Source organism: Microbacterium sp. KSW4-4 (assembly GCF_023091185.1).
Classification (GTDB): Bacteria; Actinomycetota; Actinomycetes; order Actinomycetales; family Microbacteriaceae; genus Microbacterium; species Microbacterium paraoxydans.
The window spans coordinates 25,067-43,481 of sequence record NZ_JAHWXJ010000002.1; the positions used below are offsets into that span (position 1 = coordinate 25,067).

The 18,415-nt window shown below is 70.6% G+C and carries 14 protein-coding genes; 7 read left to right on the forward strand and 7 right to left on the reverse strand.

Features of this window, described 5'->3' with window-relative positions:
* Position 1 precedes the first annotated feature (1 nt).
* From KZC57_RS09790 to KZC57_RS09815, 6 genes are all read right to left on the reverse strand, one after another.
* Positions 2 to 406, reverse strand: a complete 405-nt coding sequence (locus tag KZC57_RS09790; RefSeq protein ID WP_308194417.1) for an arsenate reductase ArsC — start codon at positions 404 to 406, stop codon at positions 2 to 4.
* A gap of 77 nt (positions 407 to 483) precedes the next feature.
* Positions 484 to 1,155 (reverse strand): hypothetical protein, encoded by a 672-nt coding sequence (locus KZC57_RS09795; protein WP_217583506.1) that lies wholly within the window; start codon positions 1,153 to 1,155, stop codon positions 484 to 486.
* Between the two features lie 216 nt (positions 1,156 to 1,371).
* Complete coding sequence (locus KZC57_RS09800; protein ID WP_247641630.1) at positions 1,372 to 1,761, reverse strand: DUF779 domain-containing protein; 390 nt, start codon at positions 1,759 to 1,761, stop codon at positions 1,372 to 1,374.
* A 72-nt stretch (positions 1,762 to 1,833) separates the two neighbouring features.
* The gene (locus tag KZC57_RS09805) at positions 1,834 to 3,384 is read right to left on the reverse strand and encodes an aldehyde dehydrogenase family protein (protein ID WP_247641631.1); all 1,551 of its coding nucleotides are present in this window, start codon (positions 3,382 to 3,384) and stop codon (positions 1,834 to 1,836) included.
* Between the two features lie 171 nt (positions 3,385 to 3,555).
* A complete protein-coding gene (locus tag KZC57_RS09810) occupies positions 3,556 to 4,878 on the reverse strand; it encodes a GAF domain-containing protein (protein ID WP_060922068.1) in 1,323 nt (440 codons plus the stop codon).
* Positions 4,879 to 4,957: 79 nt separating this feature from the next.
* On the reverse strand, positions 4,958 to 5,524 hold the full coding sequence (locus tag KZC57_RS09815) for a TetR/AcrR family transcriptional regulator (protein WP_247641632.1): 567 nt from the start codon (positions 5,522 to 5,524) through the stop codon (positions 4,958 to 4,960).
* Positions 5,525 to 5,594: 70 nt separating this feature from the next.
* Between KZC57_RS09815 and KZC57_RS09820 the strand changes: the two genes are divergently transcribed.
* From KZC57_RS09820 to treZ, 5 genes are all read left to right on the forward strand, one after another.
* On the forward strand, positions 5,595 to 6,164 hold the full coding sequence (locus KZC57_RS09820; protein WP_217583494.1) for a dihydrofolate reductase family protein: 570 nt from the start codon (positions 5,595 to 5,597) through the stop codon (positions 6,162 to 6,164).
* 105 nt (positions 6,165 to 6,269) lie between these two features.
* Complete coding sequence (locus tag KZC57_RS09825; RefSeq protein WP_060922071.1) at positions 6,270 to 6,554, forward strand: hypothetical protein; 285 nt, start codon at positions 6,270 to 6,272, stop codon at positions 6,552 to 6,554.
* A complete protein-coding gene (glgX, locus tag KZC57_RS09830) occupies positions 6,551 to 8,725 on the forward strand; it encodes a glycogen debranching protein GlgX (RefSeq protein ID WP_247641633.1) in 2,175 nt (724 codons plus the stop codon). Before KZC57_RS09825 ends, glgX begins: the two co-directional genes overlap by 4 nt.
* Positions 8,722 to 11,070, forward strand: a complete 2,349-nt coding sequence (treY, locus tag KZC57_RS09835) for a malto-oligosyltrehalose synthase (RefSeq protein WP_247641634.1) — start codon at positions 8,722 to 8,724, stop codon at positions 11,068 to 11,070. The genes glgX and treY overlap by 4 nt, the downstream gene beginning before the upstream one ends.
* Complete coding sequence (gene treZ, locus KZC57_RS09840; RefSeq protein WP_247641635.1) at positions 11,067 to 12,818, forward strand: malto-oligosyltrehalose trehalohydrolase; 1,752 nt, start codon at positions 11,067 to 11,069, stop codon at positions 12,816 to 12,818. The genes treY and treZ overlap by 4 nt, the downstream gene beginning before the upstream one ends.
* Positions 12,819 to 12,906: 88 nt before the next feature.
* On the opposite strand, the gene KZC57_RS09845 is transcribed toward treZ, so the two are convergent.
* Positions 12,907 to 14,334, reverse strand: a complete 1,428-nt coding sequence (locus KZC57_RS09845; RefSeq protein ID WP_060921352.1) for a CCA tRNA nucleotidyltransferase — start codon at positions 14,332 to 14,334, stop codon at positions 12,907 to 12,909.
* A 243-nt stretch (positions 14,335 to 14,577) separates the two neighbouring features.
* On the opposite strand from KZC57_RS09845, the gene KZC57_RS09850 reads away from it, so the two are divergent.
* On the forward strand, positions 14,578 to 17,136 hold the full coding sequence (locus tag KZC57_RS09850; RefSeq protein WP_247641636.1) for a metallophosphoesterase family protein: 2,559 nt from the start codon (positions 14,578 to 14,580) through the stop codon (positions 17,134 to 17,136).
* A 142-nt stretch (positions 17,137 to 17,278) separates the two neighbouring features.
* Complete coding sequence (locus tag KZC57_RS09855) at positions 17,279 to 18,304, forward strand: Lrp/AsnC family transcriptional regulator (protein WP_158698582.1); 1,026 nt, start codon at positions 17,279 to 17,281, stop codon at positions 18,302 to 18,304.
* Positions 18,305 to 18,415: the final 111 nt, after the last annotated feature.

The following is an 18,415-nucleotide window of genomic DNA, read 5'->3' on the forward strand; positions in this document are numbered from 1 at the left end:
GTCAGAGCAGCTCGGACACGAGGGTTTCGATGCGACCGCGGATGTCGTCGCGGATCGGCCGGACGGCATCGATCCCCTGGCCGGCGGGGTCGTCGAGCACCCAGTCCTCGTAGCGCGTGCCGGGGTAGAACGGGCAGGCGTCACCGCAGCCCATCGTGATCACGACGTCCGACGCCTGCACGGCCTCGGTCGTGAGCACCTTCGGCTGCTCGGCCGTGATGTCGATGCCGACCTCCGCCATCGCCGCCACCGCGACGGGGTTGATCTCCGCAGCGGGCATCGACCCGGCGGAGCGCACCTCGATGCGGTCGCCGGCGAGGTGCCGGAGGAAGCCGGCGGCCATCTGCGAGCGCCCCGCGTTGTGGACGCAGACGAAGAGGACGGAGGGTCGGTGCGGTGCGTTCACGGGGCCAGCGTATCCCGTTCGAATCGCCTGATTGGCTGCATCTCCGGCCGAAATGGGACCAATCGGGCGATTCGAAGTCAGTACCCGTGCTCGACGGCGAAGTCGCGCAGCACGCCGTCGGTGCCGTCGCCGCCGAGGAAGGTCGAGGCCTGCAGGGTCACCGTGTCGGTGAAGCCGTCGGGGCCGGGCACCGTGATCTCCAGCGGATACGTACCGCCGAACGCGGGGATCCGCGGCACCTCATCGCCATCCGCGAGAGCCCGGGCCGCGAGGAACGCGGCGCTGACGTCCACATCGTGGATGCGGTATACCGTGTCAGCGGGGAGGAGCTCGACGCCGCTCGCGTCCAGCCCGAAGTCCTCCTCGGAGGTCACGATGGCGTAGTCGTCCGCACCCCGTTCGTTCGCGCTCGTCCGTCGGAGCTCGACCGTGTCGGTGTGCTCGGCGCCCGCCATCTCGTAGGTGACGGTCGCAGTGCCGCTCTTCCCGTCCTCCGTCGCCGTCACGTCGTCGACGGAGAGGATCTTCGGCCGGTCCTCGATCTGCGTGTAGACGCCGCTCCTGGTGAGCAGTAGAGCGAGCGGCTGCTCGAAAGCCACCGCCGGGTAGAGGTTCTCGGCTGCGCTCTCCTCGTCCCCGGCGGCGAGGAGCGCGAAGACGAAATCGACGGAGGAGCGTACGCCGTCCTCTGCCGAGAAGAGCTCGACATCGGTCGACGACGGCGTCGGAGACGGCGGGGCGGCAGGCATGCAACCGACCAACACCAGGGCCAGAACCACGGCCGGGGCCAGGACGCTCGGCAGTCGTCTCCGGGGAGATCGGGACGAGCTCATGTGCACCTCGGATCGGACTCGGCGTCGTGGCCGGCCTTCCGCGGCACGGCTCCCCGAGCCTACGGAACGGGATCGGCGCCGATCAACACCGCGCGCCCATCGCTCCCCGGCGAACCGGCCGGCAGGGACGTGTCAGGCCAGGCCGAGGCCCGCCAGCTCGGCGGGGTCGAACATCCGCGAGCGGATGAGGAACCGCATCCCCGTCGGACCTTCGACGCTGAACCCGGCGCCGCGTCCCGGCACGACATCGATCGTCAGGTGCGTGAACTTCCAGTACTCGAACTGCGAGGCCGACATGAAGACCTCGACCGGACCATCGAGTCCCACGTCAAGGGCACCGAGGAGCACGTCGCCGGGGCCGGTGAGGAACATCCCCACCGGGTAGCACATGGGCGCGGAGCCGTCGCAGCAGCCGCCGGACTGGTGGAACATGAGCGGCCCGTGCTGCGCGGTGAGCTGCCGGACGAGCGCGGCGGCGGGGTCGGTCACCGCGACGCGGGCGGGCGTGGTCGGACTGGCCATGAGACTCCTTGCGTAATGCCAGGGTGCGGGACGGCAGCTGCGGCCCGCCGTCCCGCACCCCAGCGTCGACGATCAAAAGAAGCCCATCGGGCCTTCCGCGTACGAGACGAGGAGGTTCTTCGTCTGCTGGTAGTGGTCGAGCATCATCTTGTGGTTCTCGCGCCCCACCCCCGACTGCTTGTACCCGCCGAACGCGGCATGGGCCGGGTACTGGTGGTACGTGTTCGTCCACACGCGACCCGCCTCGATCGCCCGGCCTGCGCGGTACGCGGTGTCGCCGCTACGACTCCACACCCCGGCACCCAGGCCGTACAGAGTGTCGTTCGCGATCGAGATCGCGTCATCGAAGTCATCGAACGACGTCACGGACAGCACGGGACCGAAGATCTCCTCCTGGAAGATCCGCATGTCGTTCGTCCCCTCGAACACGGTCGGCTGCACGTAGAAGCCCTCGCTGAGGTCGCCGCCGAGGTCGGCGCGCTCGCCTCCCGTGAGCAGCCGGGCCCCGCCCTGCTTCCCGATGTCGATGTAGCTGAGGATCTTCTCCAGCTGATCGTTCGAGGCCTGCGCGCCGATCATGGTCGCGGGGTCGAGCGGATTGCCCTGCACGACCTTCTTCACCCGCTCGAGGCCGTCGGCGAGGAATCCGTCGTAGATCGAGCGCTGGATGAGGGCGCGTGACGGGCAGGTGCAGACCTCGCCCTGGTTGAGCGCGAACATCGTGAAGCCCTCGAGCGCCTTGTCGTAGAACGGGTCGCTCGTGGAGCGGGCGACGTCCTCGAAGAAGACGTTCGGGCTCTTGCCGCCGAGTTCCAGGGTGACGGGGATGAGGTTCTGCGAGGCGTACTGCATGATGAGGCGGCCGGTCGTGGTCTCCCCGGTGAAGGCAACCTTGCGGATGCGCTTGTGCTGGGCGAGGGGGGCGCCGGCCTCGATGCCGAAACCGTTCACGATGTTGACGACTCCGGCCGGCAGCAGGTCGCCGATGATGTCGAACAGGAACAGGATCGACGCGGGCGTCTGCTCCGCGGGCTTGATGACGATGCAGTTGCCCGCGGCGAGCGCCGGCGCCAGCTTCCACACGGCCATGAGGATCGGGAAGTTCCAGGGGATGATCTGCCCGACGACGCCGAGCGGTTCGTGGAAGTGGTACGCGACGGTGTTCTCGTCCAGCTGGCTGATGCCGCCCTCCTGCGCGCGGAGCACCCCGGCGAAATAGCGGAAGTGATCGATCGCGAGCGGGATGTCGGCGGCGAGGGTCTCCCGCACGGGCTTGCCGTTCTCCCAGGTCTCGGCGACCGCGATCTCCTCCAGGTGCTGCTCCATCCGGTCGGCGATGCGGTTCAGGGTCACGGAGCGCTCCGCGGGGCTGGTCTTGCCCCAGGCGGTGAAGGCCTTCCAGGCGACGTCGACGGCGCGGTCGATGTCCTCCACGGTGCCGCGGCCGACCTCGGTGAAGGGCTTGCCGTTGACGGGACTGATGTTCTCGAAGTACTGGCCCTTCGCGGGCTCGACGAACTCGCCGCCGATGTAGTGGCCGTAGCGGGGCCGATAGTTCGCGACCGCTCCGGGCTGCCCGGGGGCCGCGTAGGCGAGGGACACGTCTTCTTCGACGATGGTCATGGGGGTCTCCTTCGACGGGGGCGCCGCGGCGTCGATGCCGCGGTGTTCCCTCGACGCTAGGCCGCTCCCCGTTGCACTCCCGGTGCGCAACGTTGCAGCCGGTTGCACCCCGTTCGAATCGCGCACTGTGCTGCATCCGCGGCCGAAATGGGGCCAATCGGGCGATTCGAATCAGGTGAGGCGCTCGATCCGCGTCACGAGGCCGGCACGACGCGGCGAGCGCGCCGGCAGCATCTCCAACGCGAGCCGCAGCACCTCCGCATCCTCGCTCCCCTCGGGGGTGTCGGCGTAGGCGAGCAGCACGTCCAGACTCGCCCCCGACAGCATGACCTCCCGCAGCGCCGCCCGGACCGAGTCACGGAACTCCTCGACGCCGGGTGAGGCCGACTCCGGCAGCACCGGACCCCGATACGCCGTCAGAGCGACCCGGTGCGCCCCGCGATCCAGGAGGGAGAGCACGTCGTGGGCGTCGGTCTCCAGCGGCACCGGAAGACGATAGGGGCGGGACTCCGGCACGAGATCGGGGGCCGCCCGCTCCAGGACCTTCCGCAGACGCACCATCTCCGGCCGCAAGGTGTCCGGCGAGACCCCGGGGCCGTAGACGAGCTCGGCGAGTCGGTCGGCGGAGAGTCCCTGGCGGTGCACGGCCAGCATCAGGAGGATGGCGGCGTGCCGGGCGCTGAGCTCGGTGACCGCCTCCTCGTGCGCCGACACGGTCTCCAGCCGGGCGCGGTCGCGTCCGAGCACGTGCAGTCGCGCGCGGGCGAGGGGTTCCGGCGGCGTCCTGCCGGGCAGTCGTCGAGCCGGAGGCTCCGCCCGTCTCTGCAGCCGGGCCACGAGGAGCTCGGACTCGACCGCTCGCGCCGTCGCGTCGACGAGCAGCCGGGCCTGCGGGGTCACCACCTCCGGTCCCCCGGTGATGTCGATCACGCCCAGGACCCGCTGCGTCTCCGGGTCGCGCACGGGCGCCGCGGTGCACGACCACGGGTGCACCAGTCGGTTGTAGTGCTCGGCCCCGCGGATCTGCACCGACCGTTCCAGGGCGAGAGCGGTGCCGGGGGCGCTCGTGCCCACGGCGTCCTCCGCCCAGTTCGCGCCGGCGACGAACCCCATGCCCTCGGTGAGGGACCGCAGCTGCGCGTCGCCCTCGATCCACAGCAGGCGCCCGGCCTGGTCCCCGACGGCGATCACGACCCCCGAGTCCTCGGAGTCGCCGGGAAGCAGCAGCGCGCGGATCATCTCCATCGCGGAGGCGAGTGGATGGTCCAGGCGATAGGCGTCAAGCTCGTCCTCGTGCAGATCGAGCGGCGGCAGCCCCTCCGGGCCGACGCGGCGACGCCAGGACCGCTCCCACGACTCACGCACGAGCGGACGCACCTCGCGGAGACGGTGATCGTCGAGATTCCCGGCGATGAGCTCCTCGTGCGCACGCTCGACGAGGAGGCGAGACGCCGTCGGCGACGCCTCCCGCGGATCGTGCCACGTCGCAGACACGCGTTCTCCGTTCCTGGAGCCGGGAGCGTGCCCTCAGTGTACGAGCAGGATCGACCGGGCGGAACCGCAGCGGCGGCGGTCAGGGCAGCAGCCCGGCCACGAGATCGTCGATCACGTCGTCGGTCGAGGTCTCCGGGTCGATCGGGGTGGTGAGCCGGTCGAGCAGCAGACCATCGATCGCGTAGTGGAACAGGGCGATCTCCCGCCGGCCCCCGGGGAGACCCGCCGCGACGTTGAAGGCGACGTCCGCATCGAAGCCGGCACGCTGCCAGGCCCCGAGCGCGGCGGCGAGTTCGGGACGACGAGCGCTCTCGAGCCGCAAGGCGAACAGGGCGAGGGTCACGTCGCGATCAGCCGTGAGGCGGCGCACGATGTCCCGGATGTAGTCGGCGAAGAGCTCCCGGCTCGGCGTGATCTCGGCCCTCCGCTCCAGGTCCTCGGGCGTCGGAGCCAGGCGTTCCCCGATGCGGTCGACGAGACCCTCGATCAGCGCCTCCCTGCTGCGGAAGTAGTTCGACGTCGTCCCCGCGGGGACGTCCGCCTCGGCGTCGACCGCGCGGTGTGTGAGCCCCCGGGATCCCTCGCGGGCGAGCACCGCCAGCCCCGCATCCGCGATCTGCCGTCGTCGCGGCTCATTCCTCGCCATGCCGCCACCCTAGCGCAATCACTACGGCTGTTGTACTCTCAACCGCAACAGATGTAGTGATTGGAGAACGATGCGAGAGCTCGTGTACTACGCAGCGGTGACCCTGGACGGGTTCATCGCCGGGCCGGACGGGGAGTTCGACGCCTTCCTCGTCGAGGGCGACCACATGGACGGCATCAATGCCCGCTTCGCCGACACCCTGCCGACCGTGGCCGCCGGAGCCCTCGGTATCCCGCAGCGCAACGACGTGTTCGACACCGTGTTGATGGGCAGGAACACCTACGAGGTGGGCGGGCTCGCGAGCCCGTACCGGCACCTGCGGCAGATCGTCTTCAGCCGCACCCGCACCGCCGCGGCCGAGAATCTCGAGGTGACGGCGGAGGACCCGGTGGACGTCGTGCGGCGCCTCAAGCGCGAGGAAGGCGGCGCGATCTGGCTGTGCGGCGGCGGCTCTCTCGCGGCGACGCTGGCCGACGAGATCGACCGGCTCATCCTGAAACGGCAGCCGCTGCTCTTCGGATCCGGCATCCCGCTCTTCGGCGACCGCCCCTATCGTCCGGAACGGTTCGATGCCGTGGAGACGACCCCCTATGAATCGGGCGTCGTGGTGACGGAGTACGTGCGACGGCGCGGGGAGTGATCCTGCCGTCAGCGGGTGCGTAGCCGGTCGAGGCCCGGATGGCAATACCGTTCTCGAATCCGTTCCCGGTTCCTATCGTGGTCCCATCACGAGTCAGGAGGCGCCATGAACGTCCACACCCCCACCAGCACTGGCTCCTCGCAGCGCGCCGACGCGGCCCACCCCGCCGCGACCGAGCCGGCCTGCGAGCGGATCGACTTCGACCGGTACGTCGTCGCGCACGACGCTCCCGTCGGATACATCGAGGTCGTGCCGCCGCTCTATGTCTGCTACCTCGGACACCCGTATCCTCGGGCTGTGGAGATCGCTCAGGTGTACGACTACGACCATGCCGTCAGCATCGTCAGTGCCATGGCCGCGGGTTCGCGCGACCACGCCCTCGCCGGATGAGCCGGGAGGTCTGGCCCGGGTCCGCGTACCCGCTGGGGGCCACCTTCGATGGTCAGGGCACCAACTTCGCCCTCTTCAGCGAGGGCGCGGAGCGCGTGGAACTCTGCCTCTTCGACGCGGACGGCACGGAGACACGGGTGCCGCTCACGGAGGTCGACGCGTTCGTCTGGCACGGCTACCTGCCCACGGTGCAGCCGGGACAGCGCTACGGCTACCGGGTGCACGGCCCCTACGACCCTGCCCAGGGACAGCGGTTCAACCCGAACAAGCTGCTCCTCGACCCGTACGCGAAGGCCGTCGCCGGCGACATCGACTGGGGTCAGTCCCTGTTCGGCTACGACTTCGGCGACCCCGATTCCCGGAACGACGACGACTCCGCGGCCGCGATGGCGAAGGGCGTCGTCGTCAGCCCCTTCTTCGAGTGGGGCGGCGACCGACCGCTGAAGACGCCGTACGCCGAGACCGTCATCTACGAGGCTCATGTGAAGGGGCTCACCCAGGGGCATCCCGAGGTGCCGGAGGAGCTGCGCGGGACCTACGCCGGCATCGCGCATCCGGCGGTCGTCGAGCACCTCCAGCGTCTCGGCGTCACCGCCTTGGAGCTGATGCCCGTGCACCAGTTCGTCAACGACTCGGTGCTGCAGGACAAGGGCCTGTCGAACTACTGGGGCTACAACACCCTCGGCTTCTTCGCCCCGCATAACGCCTATGCCGCCGGTGGTCAGGACGGCCAGCAGGTGCAGGAGTTCCGCGCCATGGTGCGCGCGCTCCACGAGGCCGGGATCGAGGTCATCCTCGACGTGGTCTACAACCACACCGCGGAGGGCAACCACCTCGGCCCGACGCTCTCGATGCGCGGGATCGACAACGAGGCGTACTACCGCCTCGAAGAGGACAAGCGCTACTACACGGACTACACCGGCACGGGCAACAGCCTGAACGCGGGCAACCCGCACGCCCTGCAGCTGCTCATGGACTCGCTGCGGTACTGGGTGACCGAGATGCACGTCGACGGCTTCCGCTTCGACCTCGCGGCGACCCTCGCCCGCGAGTTCTACGACGTCGACCGCCTGGCAGCCTTCTTCGAACTCGTGCAGCAGGATCCGATCGTCTCCCAGGTGAAGCTCATCGCCGAGCCGTGGGACATCGGACCCGGCGGCTATCAGGTGGGCAACTTCCCGCCGCAATGGACGGAGTGGAACGGCAAGTACCGCGACACCGTGCGCGACTTCTGGCGCGGTGAGCCGCAGGCACTCGGCGAGTTCGCCTCCCGCCTCACCGGCTCCGCCGACCTGTACGAGCACTCCGGCCGGCGCCCGGTCGCCTCCATCAACTTCGTGACCGCGCACGACGGCTTCACGCTGCGCGACCTCGTCTCCTACAACGAGAAGCACAACGAGGACAACGGCGAGGACAACAACGACGGCGAATCCCACAACCGCTCCGACAACATGGGCGCGGAGGGGCCGACCGACGACATCGACATCAATCGCCGCCGCGCGCGTCAGCAGCGGAACTTCCTGGCGACGCTGCTGCTCTCGCAGGGCGTGCCGATGATCTCCCACGGCGACGAACTCGGCCGCACGCAGCACGGCAACAACAACGGCTATGCGCAGGACAACGAGCTCACCTGGATCGACTGGGAGGCGGCCGACCTGCCGCTCGTGGAGTTCACAGCGGCGGTCGCACGACTCCGGCACGACCATCCGACCTTCCGCCGCAGCCGCTTCTTCGACGGACGACCGGTCGCGGACGAGGACGGCGAGCGCATCCCCGACGTCGTGTGGCTGCGACCGGACGGCGCCCGCATGACCCCGGAGGACTGGGACTCGGGCTTCGGCCGCTCGGTCGGCATGTTCCTGAACGGTCGCGGGATCCGCGAGAACGACCGGCGAGGGCGACCCGTGGAAGACGTGAACTTCCTCGTCTACTTCAACAGCGGGGACGAGCCCGTCGACCTGGCTCTTCCCGACGACCGCCACGGCGCGGAATGGCTCGTCGCGGTGGACACCGCCGGCGAGCTGGGCGATCGGAACCTCCGGGCCCGCGACACCGTGCCGCTCGAGGGCAAGGCCATGCTCGTGCTGCAGGAGATCGACGGCGAGCCCGTCGACACCGACGACTCCGTCGACGCCTCGCTCCGTGCGCAGAGCGAGCAGGCCGCCTCATGACCGACCGGCCGCTGTCGACCTATCGCCTCCAGATCAGCGGCAGCTTCCCCCTCGAAGCGGCGGCCGATGTGGTCGGCTACCTCGCCGAGCTCGGCGCGTCCTGGGTGTATCTGTCGCCGCTGCTGGCGGCGACGCCGGGTTCGAACCACGGCTACGACGTGGTCGACCACGCGCGCATCGATCCGGACCGAGGGGGCGAGGACGGTCTCGTCCGGTTCGCCTCGGCGGCGCGCACGGCCGGCCTCGGCATCCTCGCCGACATCGTCCCCAACCATGTGGGCGTCGCGGTGCCGCGGCAGAATCGATGGTGGTGGGAGGTGCTGCGACTCGGCCGGAAGACCCGTCATGCCGCCGCCTTCGACATCGACTGGGCGGCGGGCGACGGACGCCTCCTGCTCCCGCTGCTGGGCGCGAGCCCGGAGGAGGTCGTCGCCAACGGCGAGCTCGACGTCGACACCACCCCGGCCGCCGATGCGCCGGACGGGGTGCTGCGCTACTTCGAGCATGAACTGCCGCTCGCCCCCGGCACGGCGGCGCTGGCCGACGACCTCCCGGCACTCCTGGCGGCCCAGAACTACGAGCTGCGATTCTGGGAGGACCAGAACACCGATCTCACGTACCGCCGATTCTTCGCGGTCTCCGAACTCGCCGGCATCCGGGTGGAGCGCCCCGACGTCTTCGCGGAGTCGCATCGGGAGATCCTCCGCTGGCTCCGGACCGGACTCGCGGACGGGCTGCGGGTGGATCATCCGGACGGCCTCGTCGACCCCGGCGCGTATCTGGAGCAGCTCGCCGACGCGACAGGGCGCGCGTACACGCTCGTGGAGAAGATCCTGGAGCCCGGCGAGGCCCTGCCCGCCTGGTGGCGGACCGACGGCACGACCGGATACGACGCGCTGGCCGAGCTCGATCGTCTGTTCGTCGACGCGGAGGGGGTGGCCGCACTGGACCGCCTGGACGCCCGGCTCCGCGCGGAGACCGGCCTCCCGGACGCGCTCCCCTGGCACGACCTCATCCACGACACGAAGCGGATGATCGCCGACACGCTCCTGGCCGCCGAGGTGCGCCGGCTGGTCCGCACGCTTCCCCACGGGATCGTGCACGCGGACGACGCACTGGCGGAACTCCTCGCCTGCTTCCCCGTGTACCGCTCCTATCTCCCGGAGGGCCGCGAGCACCTGCGCGCCGCCTTCGCGGAGGCCCGTCGCCGACGCCCCGACCTCTCCGCCGCCTTCGCCGCGCTCGAACCGCTCCTGGTCGAGCCCACCCTCGAGGTCGCGCAGCGGTTCCCCCAGGTGAGCGGCGCCGTGATGGCGAAGGGCGTGGAGGACACCGCGTTCTACCGGTTCACCCGCCTCGGAACGCTGACCGAGGTCGGCGCCGACCCGTCGATCCCCGCCCTGTCGGTCGAGGAGTTCCACGACGCACAGCGGGCACGACTGGCGGCCTGGCCGTACTCGATGACGACGCTCTCCACGCACGACACAAAGCGCTCGGAGGACGTGCGGGCGCGCCTGTCCGTGCTCTCGGAGATCCCGGAGCGGTGGGGCGAGGTGCTGGCGGAGCTGCGCGCCGTCGCGACCACCGGACACGGCCCCCTCGACGCGCTCATCTGGCAGGCTGCCGTCGGCGCGTGGCCGCTGCCCTCCGACCGGCTCCTCGCCTACGCCACGAAGGCCGCGCGCGAGGCCGCCGAGCGGACCACCTGGCAGCATCCGGACGCGGCCTTCGAGGAGGGTCTGGCCGCGATCGCACGATCCGTGGAAGGTGACGCCGCGCCGATCCTCGACCGGTTCGTGGCGGAGATCGTCGATGCCGGCCGTTCGAACTCCCTCTCCGCCAAGCTGCTGCAGCTCACCGGTCCCGGCGTGCCGGACGTCTACCAGGGCACCGAGCTCTGGGACCTCTCGCTCGTCGACCCCGACAACCGTCGACCCGTCGACTTCGCTCTGCGCGCTCGGATGCTGCGGGAGCTCGACGCGGACCACGCTCGCGGTGTGGTCCCCCCGATCGACGACTCCGGTGCCGCCAAGCTGCTGGTGACCTCGCGGGCCCTGCGACTGCGGCGGGACAACCCGGAGCTCTTCCGCTTCTACCGGCCGGCCGTGGTCGAGGGTGCGGCCGCGGACCACGCCGTCGCCGTGCACCGCGGGGGCGCGACCGCCGTGGCCACGCGACTGCCGGTGACGCTGGCGCGCCGCGGCGGCTGGGGTGACACGGTCCTGATGCGCCCGGAGCTGCCGGGGACCGACCTCCTCACCGGTCGGCGGATCCCGCCGGGACCGGTGCGGCTGGCGGAACTGCTCGACACGTATCCGGTCGCCCTGATCGAGCTGGCCCGATGATCTCGGTGTGGGCGCCGCGGGCGAGTCGTGTGCGGGTGCGACGCCTCGACGACGCGGGCACGACCGTGGAGGAGCGCGAACTCACGGCCGCGACGGAGGGGCACTGGACCGCCGACCTCGCCCTCGCGGACGGTGAGCGCTACGGCTTCCTGCTCGACGACGGCGACGACCTGCGCCCGGACCCTCGCTCGCGGCGGCAGCCGGACGGCGTGCACGGCGCCTCGGCGGCGTTCGACCCCGCGGCCTTCGCCTGGACCGATGCCTCCTGGACCGGACGCCAGCTCGCAGGCGGGCTGATCTACGAGCTGCACCTCGGCACCTTCACGCCGGAGGGCACGCTCGACGCGGCGATCGGCCGCCTGGCGCATCTCGTCGAGCTCGGCGTCACCCATGTCGAGCTGCTGCCCGTCAACGCCTTCAACGGCTCCTGGAACTGGGGATACGACGGCGTGCTCTGGTACGCGGTGCAGGAAGAGTACGGCGGCCCCGCGGCCTACCAGCGCTTCGTCGATGCCGCCCACGCGCACGGGCTCGCCGTCGTGCAGGACGTCGTCTACAACCACCTCGGCCCGAGCGGCAACTACCTCCCCCTCTTCGGTCCGTACCTGCGCGAGGGCGAGACCAACACCTGGGGCGACTCGGTGAACCTCGACGAGCCCGCGGTGCGGGAGTACATCCTCGACAACGCCCTGATGTGGCTGCGCGACTTCCACGTCGACGGACTCCGGCTCGACGCCGTGCACGCCCTGCACGACCGGCGGCCCGTGCACCTGCTGCGAGAGCTTTCCGAACGGGTGGACGCCCTCTCCGCGCAACAGAACCGGCCGCTGACCCTCATCGCCGAGTCCGACCTCAACGACCCGACGCTCATCCTGCCGCGGGAAGCCGGGGGCTACGGACTCACGGGGCAGTGGTCGGACGACTGGCACCACGCCGTGCACGTCGCGCTCACCGGGGAGACCGCCGGGTACTACGCCGACTTCGCCGCGGCCGAGGCGGTGGCCAAGGTGACGGAGGGCGGGTTCTTCCACGACGGCACCTTCTCGTCCTTCCGCGACCGTCCGCACGGGTCCCCGATCCCCGCCGAGGTGCCGAGCTGGCGGCTGGTGACCTTCGCGCAGGACCACGACCAGATCGGGAACCGCGCGGCCGGGGACCGGCTCTCCGCCACCCTGTCCCCCGATCGGCTCGCGGTGGCCGCCGTCCTCACGCTGACGGCCCCGGGCACCCCGATGCTCTTCATGGGCGAGGAGTGGGGCGCGACGACACCCTGGCAGTTCTTCACCTCCCACCCGGAGCCGGAGCTCGGCCGCGCGGTCGCCGAGGGCCGCACGGCGGAGTTCGCCCGCATGGGCTGGGATCCGGATGCGGTCCCCGACCCCCAGGATCCCGACACCTTCCGCCGCTCGCACCTCGACTGGGCGGAGGCCGAGGCCCCGGTGCACGCCCGGCTCCTGGCGCTGTACCGCGACCTCGCACGACTGCGGCGAGCCCGACCGGAGCTCACCGACCCGGACTCCGCGCACAGGAGGGTCGAGGTCCGGGAGACGGACGGCCGCCCCGAGCACCGCGTCTACCGCATCGATCGCGGTGGAGTGTCGGTGCTCGTGAACCTCTCCCCCACCCCCGCCTCGTTCGCGGTACCCTCGACGGCCGAGATCCTCCTCACAACCCTCCCGCTCGCCTCCCCGTCGCGCACCCTCACGTCCCTGACTCTCCCCCCGGACGCCGCCGCCATCATCAACTGAGGTCGACCCACCCCTCTGCGGTCCTCCCGGCCCTCTGCGTGCGTGCGTAAGGGGCCGGGGTGCGCGGAAGGGGGTGGGTCGGCAGGAGTCAGCCGCGCGAAGCCCACCACTCCCGGAGACGCTGCTCCGCGACGTCCTCGCCCAGCACGCCCTCATCGAGGCGCAGATCGAGGAGGAAGCGGTACGCCTCGCCGACCTCCCGGCCCGGAGAGATGCCGAGGACCTCCTGGATGCGGTTGCCGTCGAGCTCCGGACGGATCGCGTCGAGCTCCTCCTGCTCGCGGAGCGCCGCGATCCGGGACTCGATGTCGTCGTAGGCAGCGGCGAGCCGGGCGGCCTTGCGCTTGTTCCGCGTGGTGACGTCGGCGCGCGTGAGGATGTGCAGCCGCTCCAGCAGGTCCCCGGCATCGCGGACGTAGCGGCGCACGGCGGCATCCGTCCACGCCCCCTCCGCATAGCCGAAGAACCGCAGATGCAGCTCGATCAGGGTCGCGACGGCATCCGTGGTCGCCGAGTCGAAGCGCAGGGCCTGCAGCCGCTTGCGGGCCATCCGGGCGCCGACGACGTCGTGGTGGTGGAACGTGACCGCGCCACCAGGCTCGAGCTTGCGCGTGCGGGGCTTGCCGATGTCGTGGAGCAGAGCCGCGATCCGCAGCGGCACGTCCGGCGCGGCCCCGGGGTTCCTGGCGTGCTCGAGCGCGATGGCCTGACTGAGCACCGTGAGGGAGTGCTCGTAGACGTCCTTGTGGTGGTGGTGCTCGTCGACCTCGAGCTTGAGGGCGCTGACCTCGGGGAGGAACTCCTCGATGAGTCCGGTCTCGACCAGCACCCGGATGCCGCGGACGGGGTCGTCGGTCTGCATGAGGCGCACGAGCTCGGACTGCACGCGCTCCGGGCTCACGATCTTCAGGGTCTCGCGGAGCTCGGTGATCGCCCGCTCCGTGTCCTCCTCGACCGTGAAGCCGAGCTGCGCGCTGAACCGGGCGGCACGCAGCATCCGGAGCGGGTCGTCGCCGAACGACACCCGGGGGTCCGTCGGTGTCCGCAGCACGCCCGCCACGAGGTCCTCGACCCCGCCGGTCGGGTCGACGAGCTTCACCGCGGGCACCTGGAGGGCCATCGCGTTGACCGTGAAGTCGCGGCGGACGAGGTCGCCGTCGATCGAGTCGCCGAACTCCACCGTGGGCTTGCGCGTTACGCCGTCGTAGCTGTCGGCGCGATAGGTCGTAATCTCGACCTGCTCGCCCCGCACCCGGGCGCCGATGGTCCCGAAGGCCCGGCCGATGTCCCAGTGCGCGGAGGCGACCGGCTTCACGATCGCGAGGATCTCGTCCGGCGAGGCGCTCGTCGTGAAGTCCAGGTCGTGCGTCTCGCGGCCGAGCAGCGCATCGCGCACCGGACCGCCGACGACGGCCAGCTCGAAACCGGCTTCGTCGAAGGCCTCCGCGAGGGTGCGGACGACGGGATTCTCGGCGAGCGCGCCGAGACGGGCGAGGCCGTCGGCCATGTTGAGCATGGGTTCCAGCGTACCGGCCCGCTTTCCACCCCTCCCGGCCCGGGCACGACTTCGGAGCTTCCGGCCGACGCGCCGGCTCCGAGCCGGTACCCCCGGCGTGTCACGGGCGATCTCCGAAGCTGTGCCCGCCTGCGCCCCGTTCACCTCCCCGTCGCCTCGATGTCAGACCTCCGTCATCCGGCTCCGCTGGGCTGGGGACGCCCCGTGCGGCTGAGCACGGACACCCACCCACGAAGGACAGACATGACCTCCCCCACCCCTGCGGTGCGGTGGCGGCGTCGCGGACTGACGTCCGTCGCGCTGCTCGCCGTGCTCGGCGGCGCCGTCGTCGCCCCCGCGGCCCTCGCCGCGCCCGACCCCGAGGTGCCGACCGGATCGCTCGTCACCGGCGACACGCCCTGGCACTACCTCGACGACGGCTCCGACCCGTCCCCCGCCCCGGCCGCGCTGCGCGACTGGACCCTGCCCGCCTACGATGACAGCGCGTGGAAGACCGCACCCGGCTCGTTCGGCGCCAAGAGCGGGGCGCTCGCCCCCGTCGGGCCGCACACCCCGAAGACGCTCCTCAACCACTACCTCGACGGCTCGGCGGCGCCGACGGTGCCGACGTACTTCTTCCGCACGACATTCGAGTTGGAGGCCGGGGTCGCCGACCAGGTCGCCGCCCTGCAGAGCACCGTCACCTTCGACGACGCGCTCATCGTGTGGATCAACGGCGAAGAGGTGGCCCGCTACGTCGACGGCCGGATCACCGACACGACAAACGTCGAGTACGCCGGCGACTCCAACGGCGACCCGCTCACCAGCACGTTCAGCGCCGAGGGCGACCTGCTCCGCGACGGCACGAACACGATCGCCGTGTCGCTGTTCCAGGACCGCGCGTCGAGCTCCGACATCTACTTCGACATGTCGTCGCTCACCCTCGTGAAGGCCTCCGACCCCGGCACGCCCGTGGTCGCCCCGCCGACCCGCGTCATCCTCACCCCGACCGAGAAGCCGGAGGTGTCGCAGTCGTTCTCCTGGCTCGCCGGTGACGCCTCGCACACGGTCGGCCAGGTCGAGATCGGCCTCGCGACCGGTGGTGCCACCCGCACGGTCGACGCATACGACGCCGGTGTGGTGAACGGCAACCCGAACAAGCACTTCTCGGTCACGGTCACCGACCTCGCCCCCGCCACCGCCTACCGCTACCGGGTGGGTCTCCCCGGGAGCTGGAGCGACTGGTACGAGTTCCGCACGGCGGACCCGAACGCGAGCGACTTCCAGTTCATCTACTACGGCGACGCCCAGATCGGTCTCGACACCACCTGGCCGAGCGTCGTGAAGCAGGCCGAGGCGCAGGCTCCTCGCTCGATCGGCTCCGTCCACGCGGGCGACCTGATCAACACCTCCAGCAACGAGAACGAGTGGGTCAACTGGTTCAAGGGCATGAAGGACTCGGCGGTCCGCACCAACGTCATGGCCGCCCCCGGCAACCACGAGTACTCCGGCGACAAGCTGCTCACGGCCTGGAAGGCCGCGTTCGAGTACCCGCACAACAACCCGTCGACGAGCTCCATCGGCGAACTCGCGAACCTCGCGAAGGGCGACTCCGAGGTCGCGCAGCAGTACCGCGCGTTCTTCGACCACTGGAGCTCGTTCGCAGCCGAGACCGCGTACTACACCGACTACCAGGGCGTCCGTTTCATCACCCTGAACGCAACCCGCGACACGACCTTCCTCACCCCGGCGGGGCTCCCGTCCTGCACGGGCGCGGAGTGCCCGTCGTCGCAGATCGGCACCCTGTGGACGCGCTTCCAGGCCGCCTGGCTCGACCTGCTGCTGCAGAACAGCCCGTCGAAGTGGAACGTCGTCACGTTCCACCAGCCGGTCTTCTCGGCCTCGGCCGGTCGTGACGAGCCGGTGCTCCGCGCCGAGTGGCTGCCCGTCTTCCAGCGCAACGACATCGACCTCGTGCTCATGGGCCACGACCACACGTACGCCCGCGGCTACGTGAACACGGATGCGACCGAGACCCCCGGTCTCACGACGGGCCCGGTCTACGTCGTGTCGAACTCCGGCGCGAAGCATTACGACCTGGAGACCCCGGAGAAGAACGTCTGGACCAACAACGGCGCCACCCAAGTGCTGCGCGGTCAGGGCGTGACGACGTACCAGGTGATCGACGTCTCGAAGAACCAGCTCGTCTACCGGTCGTACCTCGCCGAGAAGCAGCCGGACGCCACGACCGACCTCCCCGTCGGCGCCGTCTACGACACGTTCACCGTGACGAAGTCCGACGCCGGTGAGAAGTGGGTCACCGAGGCCGGTGTCGCCCCGCCGGTCACGGAGGAGCCGGAGCCGGAGAAGCCCGCGACGGTCGGACTGGGCGCGTCCTCGGTTGCGGCCGGCGGCACGCTCGCGGTGTCGGGAAGCGGCTTCGCGGCCGGCGCCGAACTCGCGCTCGAGCTGCGATCCGATCCGGTCTCGCTCGGTACGGTCACAGTCGCGACCGACGGCACGTTCTCGCGCACCGTCACCATCCCCGCCGGCACCCCGGCCGGCACGCACACCCTCGCCGTGATCCTCCCCGACGGCACGGAGGTGACGGCCTCCCTCACCGTCACCGCGGCGGCCGGGGGCGGAGCGGTCGTCCCCGGTGAGAGCGACTCGGGTGGCGCGACCGACGGCGACCTCGCGACGACCGGTGCCGACAGCATGCCGTTCGTCATCGGGGCCATCGTGCTGCTCGCCGCCGGCCTCGGCCTGTTCGCCCTGCGTCGCCGCCGTGCGACAGCGGTGGTCGAGACGACGGCCGGGTAACCCGGTCGTCTGTCCCTCCACGGGCGCCACCGGTCCTCCGGCGGCGCCCGTGCCGTCTCCCCCGGCTCTCGCCTCGGACCATGCACCGGTCCCTTCCGGGTCTGGGATAACCTTCACGTGCCCGACCCGCGAAGGAGAACCCGTGCCCGCGAACGATGCCCTGGCCGATGAGACCGATCGGATCGTCGCGGCGGCCCTGCAGGTGAACGGCCGCGCGTCCTGGGGCGAGATCGCCCGCGTGGTCGACCTCCCGGAGCGGACGGTCGCCCGCCGCGGACAGCGTCTCCTGGACCGCGGGCTCGTGCGCGTCTCGACCTACGTCGACCCCGCGCGCGTGCTCCATGCGCGCGCCGTCCTGTTCCGGATAACGACCGAACCGCATGCGCTCTGGCACGTCGCCCGCACCCTCGCCCGTCGTGCCGATGCGTCGTCCGTGTCGGTCCTCGAGGGCAGCAGCGACATCGCCGGCATGCTCCTCCCGCACGACGACGCATCGATCCGCGAGCTGCTCTTCACCGACTTCCCCGAGGTGGAGGGCATCGCGTCGATCAACGTCACCACGGTGCTGAAGTTCTTCCGCTCCGGGCACGACTGGCGGGTGGGGGTGCTGTCCGACGAACAGGTGCGCATGCTGGACGAGTCCTCGGGATCCGAGGTCGACCCGGCGGACGCCTTGAGCGAGGACGAGGAAGCGCTGATCCGGCTCCTGCTGAAGGACGGACGGATGCCCGTGGCGCAGCTCGCCCGCGCGCTCGGACTGAACGTCACCACGACGCGTCGACGGATGGAATCCCTCAACCGCCGCGGGCTCATGCACCCTCGCACGGAGATCGTCCCGAGCCTCTTCGGCCTCGGGCTGGAGGCACTCGTGTGGCTGCGGGTGCCGATGGATCGGCTGGAGAAGGTGGGATCCGCCCTCGCCGCCGCCCCCGAGGTGAAGTTCATCGTCGCGACGACGGGCACGTCGCAGCTCCTCATGAACGTACTCGTGCGCGACGCGGACGAGTTCTACGAGTTCCTCACCGGTCCCGCGGTCGCTGGCCACGACGGGCTGGAGGTCGTGGAGTCGCTCGTCGTCATCACTCCGGTGCTGCGCGGGTCGCTGATCGTGGACGAGGCGCCGGCGGCGCTGGCGCAGGACATGCCGACGGGAGCCATCCGCTTGTAGGCCGATTCTGTTACGGACGTGTAAAGAAATGGCGAGATCGTTCGCATTGCCTTGACGTGATGGCGAAATAGAGCGAGTATCCCTTCCAGGGCCTTCACCCCTGGAGAGGAC

Coding starts and splice junctions, on each gene's coding strand:
- KZC57_RS09795 (WP_217583506.1), bottom strand. CDS start 1,155: ATGCCTGCCGCCCCGCCGTCTCCGACGCCGTCGTCGACCGATGTCGAG.
- KZC57_RS09800 (WP_247641630.1), bottom strand. CDS start 1,761: ATGGCCAGTCCGACCACGCCCGCCCGCGTCGCGGTGACCGACCCCGCC.
- KZC57_RS09805 (WP_247641631.1), bottom strand. CDS start 3,384: ATGACCATCGTCGAAGAAGACGTGTCCCTCGCCTACGCGGCCCCCGGG.
- KZC57_RS09815 (WP_247641632.1), bottom strand. CDS start 5,524: ATGGCGAGGAATGAGCCGCGACGACGGCAGATCGCGGATGCGGGGCTG.
- KZC57_RS09820 (WP_217583494.1), top strand. CDS start 5,595: ATGCGAGAGCTCGTGTACTACGCAGCGGTGACCCTGGACGGGTTCATC.
- KZC57_RS09825 (WP_060922071.1), top strand. CDS start 6,270: ATGAACGTCCACACCCCCACCAGCACTGGCTCCTCGCAGCGCGCCGAC.
- glgX (WP_247641633.1), top strand. CDS start 6,551: ATGAGCCGGGAGGTCTGGCCCGGGTCCGCGTACCCGCTGGGGGCCACC.
- treY (WP_247641634.1), top strand. CDS start 8,722: ATGACCGACCGGCCGCTGTCGACCTATCGCCTCCAGATCAGCGGCAGC.
- treZ (WP_247641635.1), top strand. CDS start 11,067: ATGATCTCGGTGTGGGCGCCGCGGGCGAGTCGTGTGCGGGTGCGACGC.
- KZC57_RS09845 (WP_060921352.1), bottom strand. CDS start 14,334: ATGCTCAACATGGCCGACGGCCTCGCCCGTCTCGGCGCGCTCGCCGAG.
- KZC57_RS09850 (WP_247641636.1), top strand. CDS start 14,578: ATGACCTCCCCCACCCCTGCGGTGCGGTGGCGGCGTCGCGGACTGACG.